Source organism: Streptomyces sp. DSM 106670 (assembly GCF_055792845.1).
The window spans coordinates 8,137,031-8,152,769 of record NZ_CM147704.1; the positions used below are offsets into that span (position 1 = coordinate 8,137,031).

The 15,739-nt window shown below is 71.7% G+C and carries 12 protein-coding genes; 6 read left to right on the forward strand and 6 right to left on the reverse strand.

The features are described 5' to 3' along the window. The 3 genes from ACSMXR_RS35840 to ACSMXR_RS35850 all read right to left on the reverse strand — a co-directional run bounded on the left by ACSMXR_RS35840 (nucleotide 1) and on the right by ACSMXR_RS35850 (nucleotide 3,772). Nucleotides 1-1,080, reverse strand: a complete 1,080-nt coding sequence (locus tag ACSMXR_RS35840; RefSeq protein WP_473170851.1) for a substrate-binding domain-containing protein — start codon at nucleotides 1,078-1,080, stop codon at nucleotides 1-3. Nucleotides 1,081-1,189: 109 nt separating this feature from the next. Continuing rightward, on the reverse strand, nucleotides 1,190-2,662 hold the full coding sequence (locus ACSMXR_RS35845; protein ID WP_473170852.1) for an FGGY family carbohydrate kinase: 1,473 nt from the start codon (nucleotides 2,660-2,662) through the stop codon (nucleotides 1,190-1,192). 54 nt (nucleotides 2,663-2,716) lie between these two features. Further along, entirely contained in the window at nucleotides 2,717-3,772 is a 1,056-nt protein-coding gene (locus ACSMXR_RS35850; protein WP_218527279.1) for a 2-hydroxyacid dehydrogenase, read from the reverse strand. Nucleotides 3,773-3,977: 205 nt separating this feature from the next. Between ACSMXR_RS35850 and ACSMXR_RS35855 the strand changes: the two genes are divergently transcribed. The 3 genes from ACSMXR_RS35855 (at nucleotide 3,978) to ACSMXR_RS35865 (ending at nucleotide 6,999) form a co-directional block, all read left to right on the forward strand. Beyond that, entirely contained in the window at nucleotides 3,978-4,628 is a 651-nt protein-coding gene (locus tag ACSMXR_RS35855) for a histidine phosphatase family protein (protein WP_473170853.1), read from the forward strand. Between the two features lie 5 nt (nucleotides 4,629-4,633). Next, the gene (locus ACSMXR_RS35860; protein WP_473170854.1) at nucleotides 4,634-5,410 is read left to right on the forward strand and encodes a DeoR/GlpR family DNA-binding transcription regulator; all 777 of its coding nucleotides are present in this window, start codon (nucleotides 4,634-4,636) and stop codon (nucleotides 5,408-5,410) included. A gap of 104 nt (nucleotides 5,411-5,514) precedes the next feature. Beyond that, complete coding sequence (locus ACSMXR_RS35865; protein WP_473170855.1) at nucleotides 5,515-6,999, forward strand: FGGY-family carbohydrate kinase; 1,485 nt, start codon at nucleotides 5,515-5,517, stop codon at nucleotides 6,997-6,999. A gap of 22 nt (nucleotides 7,000-7,021) precedes the next feature. Here the strand turns inward: ACSMXR_RS35865 and ACSMXR_RS35870 are convergent, their stop codons facing one another. Both ACSMXR_RS35870 and ACSMXR_RS35875 read right to left on the reverse strand, forming a co-directional pair. Next, a complete protein-coding gene (locus ACSMXR_RS35870) occupies nucleotides 7,022-8,020 on the reverse strand; it encodes a helix-turn-helix transcriptional regulator (RefSeq protein ID WP_364891459.1) in 999 nt (332 codons plus the stop codon). A 116-nt stretch (nucleotides 8,021-8,136) separates the two neighbouring features. After that, nucleotides 8,137-11,892 (reverse strand): S8 family serine peptidase, encoded by a 3,756-nt coding sequence (locus ACSMXR_RS35875; RefSeq protein ID WP_473170856.1) that lies wholly within the window; start codon nucleotides 11,890-11,892, stop codon nucleotides 8,137-8,139. A gap of 225 nt (nucleotides 11,893-12,117) precedes the next feature. On the opposite strand from ACSMXR_RS35875, the gene ACSMXR_RS35880 reads away from it, so the two are divergent. The 3 genes from ACSMXR_RS35880 to ACSMXR_RS35890 all read left to right on the forward strand — a co-directional run bounded on the left by ACSMXR_RS35880 (nucleotide 12,118) and on the right by ACSMXR_RS35890 (nucleotide 13,814). Beyond that, entirely contained in the window at nucleotides 12,118-12,426 is a 309-nt protein-coding gene (locus ACSMXR_RS35880; RefSeq protein WP_103512629.1) for a GNAT family N-acetyltransferase, read from the forward strand. A 101-nt stretch (nucleotides 12,427-12,527) separates the two neighbouring features. Then, nucleotides 12,528-12,833, forward strand: a complete 306-nt coding sequence (locus tag ACSMXR_RS35885; RefSeq protein WP_137233079.1) for a GNAT family N-acetyltransferase — start codon at nucleotides 12,528-12,530, stop codon at nucleotides 12,831-12,833. A gap of 42 nt (nucleotides 12,834-12,875) precedes the next feature. Next, complete coding sequence (locus tag ACSMXR_RS35890; protein WP_137233078.1) at nucleotides 12,876-13,814, forward strand: zinc-binding dehydrogenase; 939 nt, start codon at nucleotides 12,876-12,878, stop codon at nucleotides 13,812-13,814. Between the two features lie 66 nt (nucleotides 13,815-13,880). Here the strand turns inward: ACSMXR_RS35890 and ACSMXR_RS35895 are convergent, their stop codons facing one another. Then, a complete protein-coding gene (locus tag ACSMXR_RS35895; RefSeq protein WP_473170857.1) occupies nucleotides 13,881-15,434 on the reverse strand; it encodes an MFS transporter in 1,554 nt (517 codons plus the stop codon). Between the last annotated feature and the right edge of the window lie 305 nt (nucleotides 15,435-15,739).

The following is a 15,739-nucleotide window of genomic DNA, read 5'->3' on the forward strand; positions in this document are numbered from 1 at the left end:
CTACGTGACACCCGCCTCGGCGCAGGCGGCCGCGTACGTCGCCGTGCACACCTCGGCGGTCTTCAGCGGCTTCCCGTCGCCCACCAGAACCTCCGCGATGTTCTTCCGGGTGACCACGGTCGGGGTGAAGAGTTCGGAGGGGGTGCCGAAGAGCGTCGTGTCACCCCGGGGCTTCTTCCCCTGGGCGAAGGCATAGGCCGCGGTCGCCGCCGCTTCCGCGACGATCTTGATGGGCTTGGAGATGGTGTTGTACTGATCGCCCTTGACGATCCGCTGCGCGGCGGCGAGTTCGGCGTCGTTCCCCGTCACCGGCGGCACGGTCGCCCCGGCCGCCTTGAACGCGGCGATGGAACCGCCGCCCGTTCCGTCGTTGGCGGCCACCACACCGGCGATCTTCCCCGGGAACTTGCTGATCTGGCCGCTGACCCAGCTCTGCGCCTTGCCCGGTTCCCAGGCCGGGGTGTCGTACTCGGCGAGCAGATCGAATCCGCTGGAATCGACCGCGCTGTGGATGCCCTTCTTGATCAGGCCCGCCGCCGCGTCGGTCGGTGACCCGTTGACCTGGAGGAGACCGCCCTCGGCTTTCGTGGCCTTCAGGTGCTCCACCAGGGACGCGCCGATCATGGCGCCGATCTTCTCGTTGTCGAAGGAGACGTAGTAGTCCGCCTTGACCGCCGGGATCGGCCGGTCGTACGCGATCACGGGAACCCCTCGTCCCTGTGCCGTACGGACGGTGCTCGCCGCCGCGGCGGAGTCCACCGGATCGATCACGATGACATCGGCGCCCTGCGCGAGAGCGGAGTCGGCCTGCTGCTGTTGCTTCGCGGCATCGCCCCCCGCGTTCTGGTACAGCACCTCGCAGCCGCCGCAGAGATCTCTCACCTTGGCCTTGAAGAGTGGCGCGTCGTACAACTCGTAGCGGGTGGAGGCGATATCGGGCATCAGAAAGGCGATCTTCGCGTTCTTTGACGACCTGCCGTCCGAACCGCTCGGCGCTTTTGTCGTACAGGCAGCGGCGGAGGCGATCACCGTCATCGCGGACAAGGCCGCTGCAAGAGATCTGACAGAGCGTTGCTTCACTGGAATCTCCTCTGTCCTGAGGCGGAGAGCCCTCCTTCGCGTCAAATTAACAGCGGAGATGTTATTAGTGTCAATGGTCATGTCATAAATAACAGGGCGGTTGAGTTCTTCAGCGGCGTACGGGTACCCGCACGGGTGCTGCCCACATGGTCCGGGCCGTCGCCAACTCGGCGCGGTACCGCTCGTATCCGTCCTCGTACAGCGCCCGTACGTCCGCACGCGGGTCGACCACCTGATGGCGCCCGGGCGGCGCCTCGTACCCGGGGGAGATCGAGGCCCTGGCGACCGACACCACACCGAGCGCCCCGACCTGCTCCTCCAGCGGAATGCGGACGGGACGGCCGAGGACGTCGGCGATCAGCCGGGCCCACATCACCGATCGCGTGCCGCCGCCGCACAGCGCGAGCGTGCCGCTCAGCCCCGCCGCGTCCAGGCAGTGCCGGGCCGCGTACCCGATGGCCTCACAGACGGCCCGCACCGCGTCCGCCCGGCCGGTCGCCAGGCTGAGCCCGTCGAGCCTGCCCTGCGCCGACGGCTCGACGAACGGGGCCCGTTCGCCCGCCTCGGACAGGAAGGGGAAGGCGCGGACGCCCCGGGCGCCGGGCGGGCTGTCGGTGAGCAGCGCGTCGACGTCGCCCGTGGTCGCGCCGACGAGGGCCAGCACCCACTCCAGCGCCGCCGTCCCCACCATGGCGGGCATGGCACGCAGCCACCGGCCCGGGTCGGGCGTGCACAGCCACATACCGGCGGGCTCGGCGAGCGGATCGAGGTCGACCCGGTCGGTCAGCACCTGGCTGGCGAGGGTCGTGCCGAGGATGAGAACCCCGTCCCCCACCTCGCGCACCCCGCTGCCGATCGCGCAGGCCGGCAGATCGTACGGCCCCGCCACCACCGGCAGCCCCTCGGGCAGCCCCAGCAGCCCGGCGCCACGACCGTCCAGCCCGAGCACCGTCCCGGGAGCGGCGGGAGACGGCAGCAGCCCCGCCCGCCCCTCGACACCGCACGCGGCCAGCGCCTCAGGTGCGTAGCGGCGGGTACGCGGGTCCAGGAACGGCAGCGTCGCGTCGGAGGCGTCGAGACACACCCGGCCGGTCAGCCGCTGGGCGACCGCGTCCACGCAGTACCCCGCGACGGCGGCCCGGTCCAGCACCTCCGGCTCGTGCTCCTGGAGCCAGTTCAGCAGCGGGCCGTGGCACCCCGGGAACATGCCGGAGCCGGTGTGCGCGTGGGCGGCGGCGATCGTGCCGTCCGCCAGCCACCGGGTCACCAGGTCCGAGGCCCGTGCGTCCATCCAGGAGATGGCGGGCCGCACCGCACGGCCCTCGGCGTCCCGCAGCCACAGACCGTCACCCTGCCCGGTGAGCGCCACGGCGTCCGGCGTACGGCCGATCGCGGCGGCGACCTCGCGAACGACATCGACGACACCGGCCACGACCTCGTCGAGATCCTGCTCCACCCGCCCGCCCGGCAACATCTCCACATGCGAGCGCCGGCTCGCGGAGGCCAGGCCGTCGCCGGTCCCGTCGAACGCCACGGCCTTGGTGACCGACGTACCGATGTCCACGCCGATGATCGTGCTCACGCCTGATACCTCCTGTGCGGGCCGATGGGTCCCGGGCGGCGTCGATGGCGGCGGTCAGGGCCGGCCGGTCGCCAGGACGTCCCGGTTGGCGAGGTGCGCCAGCTTCTCCCCCCGCAGGAAGCGGCCGACCTCGGCGGCGGTGATGTCCGCCGCACGGTGAGCCGTCTGCCGGGTGGCGCCCGCCAGATGGGGCGTGGTGATCACGTTCGGTACGTCCCGCAGCGCCCAGTCGGCGGGAATGGGCTCGATGTCGTACACATCGAGGGCGAGCGCCCCCAGACTGCCGCTGCGCAGCAGCTCCGGCAACGGCGCGTGGTCGAGCAGTCCACCGCGGGCGGAGTTCACCAGGACCGCGCCGTGCGGCAGCAGCCCGAGACGGCGGGCGTCGAGCAGATGGCGGGTCTCCTCGGTCAGACGGGCATGCAGGCTCACCACCGAACTCCGGCTCAGGAGAGCGTCCAGCTCGACGAGTTCGACCCCGTCCGCCTCGACCGCGGCACGATCGGCGTACGGGTCGGCCGCGAGCACCCGGGCGCCGAAGGCACGCATCACCCGGGCCACGATGCGGCCGATGGCGCCGTACCCCACGAGCCCGACCGTGGCCCCGCCGAGCTCGCCGCCGCTCTCCTCGTACGCGTACAGATCGCCCCGCCACACGCCCCGCTTGAGCTCCGCGTCGGCCGTGCCGATACGCCGCATCGCCGCCAGCATCAGCCCCACGGCGAACTCCGCGGCCGCGGGGGCGTTACGGCCGGGGGCGAAGCTGACCCGGACCCCGTGGCGGGTGGCGGCGGCCAGGTCCACATTCACCGGTCCGCCCCGCGAGACGGCGACCAGACGCAACGCGGGCGACGCGGCGAACACCCGCTCGGTGAACGGGGCCATCTGCGTCACACAGACGGACGCCCCGGCCAGCGCCTCGACGAGCTCGTCCTCCGTGCCGCTCGCCTCCTGGACCCCGGCGACCGGACCGAAGGGCTCATGGGGCCAGGGGAGGGTCAGCTCCGCGAACTCCGGTGGCTCCCCGCCCGTGCGGGACAGCTCCTGAATCACTGCCGCGCGAATCAGCGCGGGACGGACGAAGTGGTCGCCTGCGGCGAGGATGCGCATGACGTCGGATTCCTTCTGCGAGGAGAGCCGGTGGGAAGACGTTGGCGAGCAGGTCGGAGCGTGATCCGGGGCGCGACGGGCCGGTCCTGGGCTGTGGAAAGTCTGTTAAATTTAACAGCGGCCGCGTGAGCGGGCAATGCGCCCGGCGCACTCGGCGTGTACGGCGCGCACGGGCCACGGCCTCGATCTCGAAAGGGCGGTCTCGATGACCTCTCGTCTCCTGCTCGTACGGCACGGCGAGACCGAGTGGCACGCGGAGAACCGGTACGCCGGCATCACCGACATCGCCCTGACGCCCCGAGGCGCGGCCCAGGCCGCCGACCTCGGATCCTGGGCCGCCCGCAACGGCGTGGACGCGATCGCCTGCTCCCCGCTCGGCCGCGCCCGCCGGACAGCGGCCCCCGCGGCGGCGGCGCTGGGCCTGACGGTCGACGTCCAGGAGGGCCTGCGGGAGGTGGACTTCGGCTGGGGCGAGGGCCGGACCGTCCAGGAGATGGCCGAGGAGGACCCCGAAGCCGTACGGCGCTTCCGCGAGGACGCCGACGCCGGCGCCTTCCCCAGCTCCGAGCCCGTCGCCCGGGCAGCGGCACGGGCGACCGGAGCCCTCCGCGACCTCGCACACCGTCACCAGGGCGACAGGGTGCTCGTCGTCGCCCACAACACCCTGCTGCGCATCGCCCTGTGCGAGCTCCTCGGACTGCCCCTCGGGCACTACCGGCGGATCTTCCCGCGTCTGGACAACGGGGCGGTCACGGAGATCGAGATCCACGGCACGGACACGGCGCTGCGCTCGCTCAACGTCCCCACCACCGCGCACCCCGCCCCCGCGCCCGGCCCGAGTCCTGCGGGAGACTGACGCCCATGACCAAGAGATCCGCCGAAGAACGCCGACGGCTCATCGCCGACCATGTCGTGGAACAGGGCACGGTCACCGGCGCCGCCCTCGCGCAGCTCACGGGCGTCAGCCTGATGACCGTCCACCGCGACCTCGACGACCTCGCGCGGCAAGGGGTGCTGCGACGCTTCCGCGGCGGCGCGTCGGCCCTGCCCTCGACGGTGTTCGAGTCGAGCCTCGACTACCGGCTCGGCGTCAACACGGCGGAGAAGAACGCCGTCGCGCGCGCCGCCGCAGAACTGGTCGAGCCCGGCATGTCGGTGATGCTCGACGACTCCACCACGGTGCTGGTCATGGCCGGCCTGCTGGTCGACCTCGGGCCGCTCACCGTGGTCACCAACGCCCGCCGGGTGCTCGACGTCTTCACCGACCGTGAAGGCATCCGCCTGATCGCCCTGGGCGGCGAGTATTCGCGCACCCACGATTCCTTCCTCGGGATGCCCTGCGTCGAGGCGGTGGAGGCGCTCTCGGTCGACCTCGTCGCCGTCTCCACCTCCGCCCTCGACGCCAGGTCGGCCTACCACCAGGAGCAGGACGTGGTGCTGGTCAAACGGGCGATGCTGACGTCGGCGGCGACGAAGGTGATGCTCATGGACCACACCAAGCTCGCCCGGACCGCGCTGCACCGGGTGGGGCCCGTCGCCGACCTGGACCACCTGGTCGTGGACGACGGCGCGGACGCCGAACTGCTCGGCAAACTCCGCGAACGCACGCGGGTGACGGTGGCGACCGTCGCTCCGTGAAGCCGCCCTCCCGGTGATGGAAGGCGTGTTAATTTCACACAGGACCACCCATGCGGAGGGTGGGCGGATGAGCCTGGTCCCGCCGGGGAAGGACGCTTTCAGCCATGAGCAGTGACTCCCGCAGCACCGGCCCCCACGCTCCGGCCGTGATCGGCATCGATGTGGCGACCGCGTCCGTCCGCGTCCTGTGCGTCGACGGACAGGGGCAGGTGCTCGCCGAAGCCCGGGCCGATCTGCCGTCCCCCGTACGCACTACTCCGGGGACGGGTACGGGAACGAGCGAGCAGGACGCCCGTTCGTGGTGGCCCGCCGTACGGTCGGCACTGCGCCGCACCACGGCCGCACTGCCCCGGGGCGGCCGCGAGGTGATCGCGGTGGCCGTGTCCGCCACATCCGGCACCATCGTGCCCACCGGGGCCGGCGGCGAACCGATCGGCCCGGCCCTCATGTACGACGACCGGCGAGCCGCCGGCCTCAACGCCGAGGCCCAGCGGACGGGCAGCGCCCGCTGGAACGCGCTCGGCCTGTCCATGGGCCCCACCGCGGCGCTCGGCCGAGCCGTCTGGTGCCGCCGTACCTACGGCTCCGCTCTGCACCAGGTCCTGCACACACCCGACCTCATCGGGCGCGGGCTGACGGGCCACCCGGTCGCCACGGACTGGAGCCACGCGCTCAAGTCCGGCTACGACGCCCGCGGTTCGGAGTGGGCGCACGAGGTCTTCGACGCCCTCGACTTCCCGCTCGACCTGCTCCCCGCCGTACGCGCCCCCGGCACCGAGGCCGGAGTCGTCGGCCCGGAAGCGGCCGAGGCCACGGGGCTGCCCGAAGGGTGTTCCGTACGCCTCGGAATGACGGACGGCTGTGCGGGCCAGATCGCCACCGGGGCGGTCGAGCCGGGCCGGTTCGTGGGCGTGCTCGGCACCACGTACGTCCTCAAGGGGGTCTCCGCGGACCTGGTGCGTGATCCGACGGGTGCGTTCTACAGCCATCGCCACCCCGACGGCTGGTGGCTCCCGGGCGGGGCGTCCAACACCGGAGGCGAGTGCCTGGCCCGAACCGCTCCGGCCCGCCTGCCCACGCTGGACGCCGCGGCGGCGGCCCGGGGCCCGGCCTCGTACGTGCGCTACCCGCTGTGCCGCGAGGGCGAACGGTTCCCCTTCGTCTCCGGTGCGGCACGCGGCTTCGAACGGGGCCGCCCCCGCGACGAGACGGACGCCCACCGCGCCGCACTCGAAGGAGTGGCGTTCGTGGAACGCCTGGCCCTGGACCGGATCGAGCGTCTCGGCGTCCCGGTACTCGGCCCTCTGTACGCGGCCGGCGGAGGCAGCCGCAGCGCGGTGTGGACGGCGATCCGCGCCACCGTTCTGAACCGCCCGGTCCGGGTCGTCGAGCGCGCGGAGACGGCGTTCGGGGCCGCACTCCTCGCCGCGACCGGCACGCTCCACGAGGACCTCACGGCGAGCGCCGCCGCCATGGTGCGCACGGGAGCGCTCGTCGAACCGGTGCCGGCGGAACGCCCCGCGCTGGAGGACGCTCACGCCCGCTTCGTCGAGGCACTGCGCGAACGCGGCTGGCTCACCGACGACTGAAGCAGCCGCGGACCGACGCCCTCTACAGCCATCCGTGGCGCGCCGCGTGCCAGGCGAGCTGCATGCGGGTCGCGGCGTCGGAGCGTTCCATCAGACTCTGGATCCGGCGCTGGACGGTACGACGGCTCAGCTGCATCTGCGACGCGATCGTCTTGTCACTGACCCCCGCCACCAGCAGCGACAGCAGCCGGCGATCCGTGGGGGAGAGGACGTCGGGCGGGAGGGCGCCGTCATCGGCCGGCCGGCCCGTGTCGTCGATGTCGAGCGGTACCGCGTCCTCCCAGTAACGCTCGAAGAGCGCGATGAGGGCCGCCAGCAGATTGCTGTCCCTGACCAGCGCCGTCGTGGGCTCCTCCGGGCTGCCGTGCGGTCCGCCGCTGACGAGCGGGAACACCGCGACGGCGCGATCCACGATCGCCAGGCGCAGCGGCAGTTGCGGCACGGCGCGAGCGACCTCACCGGCCTGCACGCCCGCCATCACGTTGCTCACCGCGTCCTCGTCGTCGAAGAACGCCTTCTCGTACAGCACCCGGTAGCGGACGCCGCGGGCCAGTGCGTCGAACTCGTCCCTGTTGCTTCCCGAGGGCATGGCCACGTACTGCGCCTTGCAGAACCAGAGCATCTCGTCCTGCGCGCCCTTCTGAAGCTGCCGCAAGCAGTGACGCAGCGCCTCGGCCCCGGTGATGACCTCGAGGAGCTGGCCGGCATCGCGGCGACGCATCGTCTCGCGGTAGGAGTCCATCAGCCGCGCGGCCTCGCGCCGGGCGATGTCGAGGGCGTCGGCGCTGTGCCTGATCCGCGGCAGCAGGGCCGCGTCCGGGGCGGCTGCCATATAGAGGTGCGGGGTGCCGTCGGTCGGGCTGGCGAGTCCCTTCGCGGTGAGCGCCCGGAGGACTTCTCCGGTGCGCGCCGCCGTCAGCCCCGCGCGCTCCGCGAGATCGGACGCGCTCGCCCGGCCGGATGCGACGAGGAGCCCGTAGACGGACTCCTCGTCGGGGGAGAGTCCCGCAATCTCCAGCATGGCGCATGCCCTCCCCGAGACCTGGGTCATATTGTTGAATAGCGTACTACGTGGCTGGAGGCGGGACCGGGGGTGCACGACGCCGCTCGCACACCCCCGTACGTCCCGCGCCGGGGCTACCGGTGTACGGCGTAGGCGCGTCGCACCGTCTGCCGCACGGTGCTGCCCGCGCTGTCGCTCGCCGTGACGCGGAGCGTGACCCATGTCCGGCGCTGTGCCGGCGTCGTGAGCTCGGCCCGGAAGCCGAGGTCGCCATGAGCCTTGGTGCGCGCGGTGGTCCAGGTCCGTCCGTCGTCGTACGAGGCCTCGACGCGGAGGGTGACGCCACGCGGAGCGGCGAGGCCCTTCTGCGCGCGGACCTTCACATCGATGTGGTGCGGCCGTCCGCCGTCCACCACATTGCGGGCGTCGACCGGTACGTCGTAGTCCAGTTGGAGCAGGGGGAGCGGCGTGGTCTCCTTGCTGTGGCCCGAACGGAACGACCAGGACGTATCGGTCGACACACCCGCCTTCCAGTCCTCCGATTCGCGCGCCGTCGACAGATCCAGCCGGTAACGGGCGGGTGCGTCCGGAACGCTGATGTCCTGCCAGGCACTGCTCACCCCGGCCACCTTCTCGCCGTCGCGGTACAGGACCGCGCTCGCGAGATCGCCCTGCGGGACCTCGCCGAGACCGTCGCCGGCACTCCTGCGCGACCAGTGTCCGGGCTGCGAGTCGGTGAACTCCGGAATCCTCAGACGCAGCAGGTTTCCCTCGCGCACGGTCGGGGTGGAGGTGCCGACCGGAATGGAGGGCCGCACGATCGCGCCCTGCCAGGTCTCCGAGGGCCGGTGGCCGGCCCGGAAGGTGCGCGGCTGGTCGAGCATGCCGTGGACGAGCGGCTCGTCCACGAAGAAGGTCGTCGTGTGGTGCACCCGGTGCTGCCATACGGTGTCGTCGGCGCTCACGTACTCGGTGCGGGCGAACCCCAGGGGGACGAACCGTGTGTACTGGTTCCAGGCCGTCTGCTGGTAGGGCCGCCAGCCGAAGCGCTGCTCACTGGCCCAGCCGCTGACACCGTTGTCCGCGTATGTGGTGGGAACAACCGCGCTGTTGGACGCGGACACCGTGTGCACCACCTTCCGCGGCACCTGCTGCCGCGCCACCTGCATCACGTCGTAGAGGTAGGGGCTGCGGGCGGTGCCGGAGAATTCCAGCGAGGTCGAGCCGCGGGCGATACGGGCCAGCAGTTCGGCCCCCTCCGACGCGCCGATCCGTATCGTGGGCACGGCCCAGCGCTCGCCCATCGGCTGCCAGCGGGTCCAGCTGTTGTCGTTGAGGTGGACCACCAGCACCGCTCGGGCGCCGGCCTTGGCGGCACGGTCGACGAAATCCTTCTCGTTCTCCCCCGCGGCGTTGTCGACGACCGCGATCCGGCCGCGGACCTTGGTGAACACGGGCTTGTTCGCGGTACCCGCGTCGACCGCGCTCAGGGTTTCGCCGGACTCGGAAAGGAGAGGCGACATCGGAAGGTAGTAGGCGCCCAGGCCGGCCTGCTTCTTCTTCGCCTTCACCTTCGCCTTGAGGAGCGGGGCGACGAGCTGCCAGCGGGAGGCGAACTCGAACGTGCCCTCGGTGACCCGGGCGGTCGGGCTGATGTACAGCCGTTTGGCGATGTCGAAGTACATCGTGCCCTGCGTCAGCCCCCGGCCTCCGATCTCCCGGTACGTCTGGTAGCTCAGGATGCCGCGCTGCTCGGCGGGCCGGGGTGTGCGGATCTCGACCGGCACGGTGGTCCGGGCGTCCAGGGTGACGGTCATGTCCTTGGTGACCTTCACCTCCGGGATCACCGCGTGGCGCAGCTCCTCGCCGTCGTCCGACGTGTCCAGCCAACTGGTGTTGACCTGGTAGACACCCTCCTCGACCAGGGTGGCCGCCGCGGCGGGGTCGGTGTACCCGACGAAACCGTCGGCCCCCCAGATGGTGGGCAGGTCACCGACCCGCTTGCCGTCCTTGTCGATGGTCTTCAGGGTGATCCGGTGGGTCGGCCCCTTGACGAGGACGCTCACCGTGGTCCGCGCGAGCACCGTGCCGTCGGAGGCGCTGGCGGTGACATAGCCGTAGAACTTGCCCTGCCCCACCCGGGCCGGGTCGACGGTCAGGAGGGCCTCGGCGGACGAGTTCGCCGGAATCCGTACGGAGTCGGCGCTGAGACGCACCGATCCGGCAGCGGGCTTCCGGCCGGCTTCCGTGGCCAGCTCCACGGCCAGACTCAGCTGGACGTCCTTGCCGGAGGAGTTGGTGTAGCGGAGCCGGGAGAGACCGGGTTCGGTCGCCTTGGACGTGAAGGGCCCCAGGGCCAGGGTTCCGGTGGCGCTCACCGCGCCGAGCACGGCGGCGCGGGCGTCGATCCGCCCGCTGCCCTGCTCCGTCACCTTCTGACCGGCGACGGTCACCGCGGAGCTGATCAGCGCGTCCTTGAGCTGGGCGGCGGTCCACTTCGGATGCCGCTGGGCCAGCAGCGCGGCCGCGCCCGCCACATGAGGAGTCGCCATGGAGGTGCCGGAGGCGGCGACGTAGTGCTCGTCCACCGGAGTGCCCATGGTGGTGCCGGCCGCGCGCGCGGCCACGATCCCCACGCCGGGAGCCGTCACATCCGGCTTGACCGCCTCGTCACCCGGGCGCGGACCACGGCTGGAGAACGGGGCGAGCGAGTCGTCCCGGTCCACCGCGCCGACCGTCAGGGCCGCGTCCGCGGCGCCGGGCGAGCCGACCGTCCGCGGGCCCTGCTCGCCGTCGTTGCCGGCCGCCACGACGAACAGAACGCCGGAGCGCCGGCTGAGGTCGTTGAGGGCCAGGCTCATCGGGTCGGTCCCGTCGCTGGCGCCCGACGAGCCGAGACTCATGTTGACGACATCCGCGCCCTGCTCCACCGCCCATTCCATGCCCGCGATGACCTGCGACGAACTGCCGAAACCGTCGTCCCCGAGCACCTTGCCGACCAGCAGCCGCGCGCCGGGCGCCACGCCGCGGCGGGTGCTGCCGGACCCCGAGGCGACACCACTGCCGCCGACGACGGACGCCACGTGGGTGCCGTGCCCGAACATGTCCCCGGTGCCGCTGCTGCCGGAGAAGTCCTTGGCCGCCGCCACCCGGCCGGCCAGATCCGGATGGTTCTGGTCGGCTCCGGTGTCCAGTACGGCCACCTTGACCCCGTCGCCGCGATACCCGGCCGACCACACGTCCGGGGCGCCGATCTGGGCCGTGCTGCGGTCGAGGGACGCGCTCACCCGGCCGTCCAGCCACACGCGCGGCGCGTCGGCGGCCTTCGTACGCTGTCCGTCGGCGGAGACCAACGTCTTCCAGAACCGGCCGAGATCGGCGTTGTCGACGCGCAGCGCGTGTGCGTCGATGCTGTCGAGCCTGCGCACGGACGACTGCTCGGCCAGCCCGGTCAGTTCGTTCAGCGACGAGGCGGTCATTCCGTCGGCCTGCTCCACGATCAGCGGGAGGGCGTCGGTGTGCTCCGTGTCGTACTGCTGCGCGAGGAGCGCCGTCACGTCGAAGAGGCCGCGGTCCAGCTGCCCGGCCGCCACCAGCGGGTCGGCGTCGGACGGCAGGACCGTGATGTGACCGTCCTGCTCCAGGGTCCGGAAGAGCAGCCCCTTCCGCCCGGGGCCCGGTGTCACGGACGCCGCCTGGCGGCCGTCCGGGCCGCGGGTGAGCGCCACCCGGTCGCCCGTGATCAGCCGCACCGTCGCCGCGTCGCCCGGTTCGGGGGGCGCGCCGGCCGTCCCTCGGGGCGCTTCCGCACTCGCGGGCAGGGGGACCACGGCGCCGGCGGCGAGCGCGAGACCAGCTGATATGGCCGCCAACAGGCGCAACCGTCTCATCAGGTGCAGCCTTTCCTCTTGATCGACGTAACTGCGTGCCGGGCCAGAATGTGCTGATGGCCGAAGGGGTGTCATGCGAATCCCGTGACGCAGGTGGGACATGTCGCAAGAGCGACAGCCCCGGACCGACCTTATGTTGATGCGTCAACCTCCCGGGGTTAAGGTGAGGTGACGGTCGACGGGTATCCGTCGAGCCGGTGGCGAGCAGGTGTTCAAGGAGGAAACATGGCGGTCGAAGTGAGCGACGTGCCCGGGGCGAACCGCTATGAGGCGTACGTCGACGGCGAGTCCAAGCCGGCGGGCATCGCGCAGTACATCCGTACGGCGGAGCTCGTCGCGTTCGTGCACACCGAGGTCGAGCCGGCGTACGAGGGCAGAGGGGTCGGGTCGGCGCTGGCCCGGGCCGCCCTCGACGAGGCGCGCGCGGCGAACCTGCGGGTGCTGGCCACCTGCCCCTTCTTCGCGGGCTGGATCGCCCGGCATCCCGACTACCAGGACCTGCTGTACCAGTCCCGCAGCAAGGTCAGCGACTGAAGCGGTTGACTCATCAACTATATGGGTGATTGGCTTTCCCGGTAGGTCTCTGCCCCTCGCCGGAGAGGCAGAGGTTCGGCAGTCATCCCGAGGAGGGAACCATGGGAACTCGCGTTGCGGACAACCCCGATGAGTCGCGTTACGAGATCTTCGACGGCGATGAGCGGGCCGGATTCGTCGAATATCACCGATTCCGGGACGAGATCGCCTTCCTCCACACGGAGATCGACCCGCGCTTCGGGGGCCGAGGCCTCGGGGGCACGCTGGCCCGCTCGGTCCTCGACGAGGCCAGGAAGCAGGAGCTCACCGTGCTTCCCTTCTGCCCCTTCATCCGCGGCTGGCTCCGCAAGCACCCGGAGTACACCGACCTGGTGCCGGAGACGCAGCACGCGCGCTTCGGGCTGTGACGCCCGCCGCATCACCGGACACCCGAGGAGGTCTGTTCCGCCGTGCGAGCCCTGATCGTCGATCGCTCAACGCCCCGCGGTATCCGTCTCGGTGAAGCGGAACCACCCCGGCCGGCGCCCCACCAGGCGTTGGTACGGGTGGCCGCCACCTCCCTCAACTTCGGCGAGGTGAGCCACGGCATCGCGACAGCGGCGCCAGGCACCGTTCTCGGCTGGGACGCGGCCGGGCTGGTGGAAGTGGCCGCCGCCGACGGGTCCGGCCCGCCCGTCGGCACTCCGGTGCTCACCATCGGCGCGGACGGCGGATGGGCCGAACTCCGTGCCGTGGACACCGGGGCACTGGGCTCCGTACCGCCCGGCACCGATCCCGGTGCCCTAAGCACACTCCCCGTCGCCGGCCTCAGCGCCCTCCGGGCTCTCCGCCGTTGCGGACCCGTGTCCGGAAAGCGCGTGCTGGTCACCGGCGCGACGGGCGGGGTGGGGCGGTTCGCGGTGCGGCTCGCCCACGCCCAGGGCGCCCGGGTCACGGCGTCCACGGGCGATCCGGACCGCCACGGGGACGCCCTCCGGGCCCTGGGCGCGGACGAGATCGTTCACGGACCAGAGCACGCGGACGGAGAGTGGGACGCCGTCGTGGACACGGTCGGCGGCGAGCAACTGGTGCGCTCCTTCGCGAAGCTGGCGGCACACGGCACGCTCGTCGCCGTCGGCGACGTCACCTCGCGCCCCGTCACGTTCCCGCCGGGCGCCTTTCTCGGCAGCGAGAACCGGCACGGCCGTGCGATCGTCACGTTCCACTCGCTGGACGGCCCCGCACCCGGCCCGGATCTGGAACACCTCGCCCGGTTGATGGCGGAGAAGGTGCTCACGCCCCACATCGGCTGGCGCGGCGACTGGAGCCGCGCGGACGAGGCCATCGACCTGCTGAACTCCCGCCGCCTCCACGGCAAGGCCGTACTGGATGTCCCGGGCGGCCGGTGACCTCGCAAGGAGGGAGCGGGGCACTCCCGCCCGGGCGGGAGTGCCCCGCTCCCTCCTGAACCCGCCTCAGTGGAGCTGACGTTCGTGCTCCTCGGCGAGATCCAGGTTCGCGGACACGCCTCGCAGCGTCACCAGCGCCCAGATCGCGGCGAGGACCATCACCCCGGCGCCGGCGATACCGGTCACCGTGGCCGCCTCGGTGAACGCCTCCTTCGCGGCCGCGAGGACGAGGCTCCCCGTGCCGCCGCCGACCTCCCCGGCCACGATCAGGGCTTCGGCCAGCGTCGAGGACGCCCGGTCGAGCAGGTCCGCCGGGAGACCGAGCGCGTCCGTTCCGGCGGCGGAAGCCCTGGTGTACCAGGAGACGAGCAACCCGCCCAGCACCGCGGTGCCGAGCGTCGTACCCACCTCGTACGCGGTCTCGGAGGTCGCGGCGGCCTGTCCGGCGCGTTCGGGCCTCACGGAACTCATGATGATGTCGTTGCTCAGGGCCAGGGCCATGCCCGCGCCCAGCGAGACCAGCCCCAGCATCGTCGCGACGAGAAGCGGGGGCGATGTCGGCGCCAGGAAAACGGTCAGCCCGAACCCGGTGGCCGTCGTCAGAAGCCCGCCGGTGATGACGTGGGCGGGCGGATGACGCTTGACCAGGGCGGCCCCGACGAACGCGGCGCCGGCGGCGAGCACCGCCTGGGGCATCAGCCAGAAGGACGTCCGGAGCGGGCTGAGTCCGAGGACGAGCTGGAGGTGCTGGGTGAGCGCCAGCAGAGCTCCGGCCATCGCGAGGATGGCCAGCAGATCCGTGATGACGGCGCCGCGGAAGTACCGCACCTTGAACAGCCTGACGTCCAGGAGGGGCGTGGGGAGCCGCAGTTGCCTCCGGACGAACAGCGTGATCGCCAGAAGGCCGATGGCGAGGGCCGTGAGTCCGAGGCCGACGTCTTTGCCTCCGGTGAGGGTCTTGATGCTGTACACCACGCCGATCAGCCCGACGAAGGAGAGCGCGACGCTGGGGATGTCGATCCTGTGCAGGTCGGGGTTGCGGCTCTCGGGCAGCAGGAGCGGACCGAGGACGAGGAGGAGCAGCATCACGGGGATGTTCATCAGGAACGCGGCCTGCCAGCTGAACGTCTCGATGATCCAGCCGCCGACGATCGGCCCCGCGGCTCCGCCGACCGAGGCCATCGCCGCCCACACGGCCATCGCGTAACGGCGCTGCTGCCGGTCCAGGAACATGTTGCGGGCCAGCGACAAGGTCGAGGGCATCATGATCGCGCCCCCGACGCCCAGGAGAGCGCGGGCGGCGATCAGCATCCAGGGCTCGGTCGCCAGGGCGCCGAGCACCGAGGCGAGCGCGAAGAGGACGGCTCCGATGAGCAGGTTCCGCCGCCGCCCGAACCGTTCACCCAGGGAGCTCATCGCCACAAGCAGACCGGCGAGCACGAGTGAGTAGGTGTCGATCATCCACAGCTGCTGCGTGCCCGAGGGGCTCATGTCGGCCGAGATCTCCGGCAGCGCCATGATCAGGACGGTGCCGTCGATGGTGATCAGCAACAGGGGCAGGACGAGTACGGCGAGACCGGTCCAGGTCTTGGCCGTGGCCTTGGGAGGGGGGCCAGGCATGAACACTCCTGATACGAGGGCGGGGATGGGTTACCTACGAGCGTACGGACCATCTGGTCGGTAATGCAACACGCAACAAACTGTAGTGCCGTGTACGTGTTCGGTAGGTGGTCGCCGTGCGTTACCGTGCACACTCGTGCGGTGCTCGCGGTGGTGCCTGATGCGCTTGATGTGCTTGGCCGGCGAGGGGTGGGCGGGGCCCGGCGGCCCGATCCTCGCGGGTGCGGCGCCCCTGTCCGGGCAGGCCGGTGCTACCTGCGGCTGCCGAGGTCGGCGCCGAGGGCGATCGTCGCGCAGCCGCACGC

What these genes read in the sequence shown, in the direction of transcription:
- ACSMXR_RS35850 (WP_218527279.1), bottom strand. Translation starts at nt 3,772, where the DNA reads ATGCGCATCCTCGCCGCAGGCGACCACTTCGTCCGTCCCGCGCTGATT.
- ACSMXR_RS35855 (WP_473170853.1), top strand. Translation starts at nt 3,978, where the DNA reads ATGACCTCTCGTCTCCTGCTCGTACGGCACGGCGAGACCGAGTGGCAC.
- ACSMXR_RS35860 (WP_473170854.1), top strand. Translation starts at nt 4,634, where the DNA reads ATGACCAAGAGATCCGCCGAAGAACGCCGACGGCTCATCGCCGACCAT.
- ACSMXR_RS35865 (WP_473170855.1), top strand. Translation starts at nt 5,515, where the DNA reads ATGAGCAGTGACTCCCGCAGCACCGGCCCCCACGCTCCGGCCGTGATC.
- ACSMXR_RS35870 (WP_364891459.1), bottom strand. Translation starts at nt 8,020, where the DNA reads ATGCTGGAGATTGCGGGACTCTCCCCCGACGAGGAGTCCGTCTACGGG.
- ACSMXR_RS35875 (WP_473170856.1), bottom strand. Translation starts at nt 11,892, where the DNA reads ATGAGACGGTTGCGCCTGTTGGCGGCCATATCAGCTGGTCTCGCGCTC.
- ACSMXR_RS35880 (WP_103512629.1), top strand. Translation starts at nt 12,118, where the DNA reads ATGGCGGTCGAAGTGAGCGACGTGCCCGGGGCGAACCGCTATGAGGCG.
- ACSMXR_RS35885 (WP_137233079.1), top strand. Translation starts at nt 12,528, where the DNA reads ATGGGAACTCGCGTTGCGGACAACCCCGATGAGTCGCGTTACGAGATC.
- ACSMXR_RS35895 (WP_473170857.1), bottom strand. Translation starts at nt 15,434, where the DNA reads ATGCCTGGCCCCCCTCCCAAGGCCACGGCCAAGACCTGGACCGGTCTC.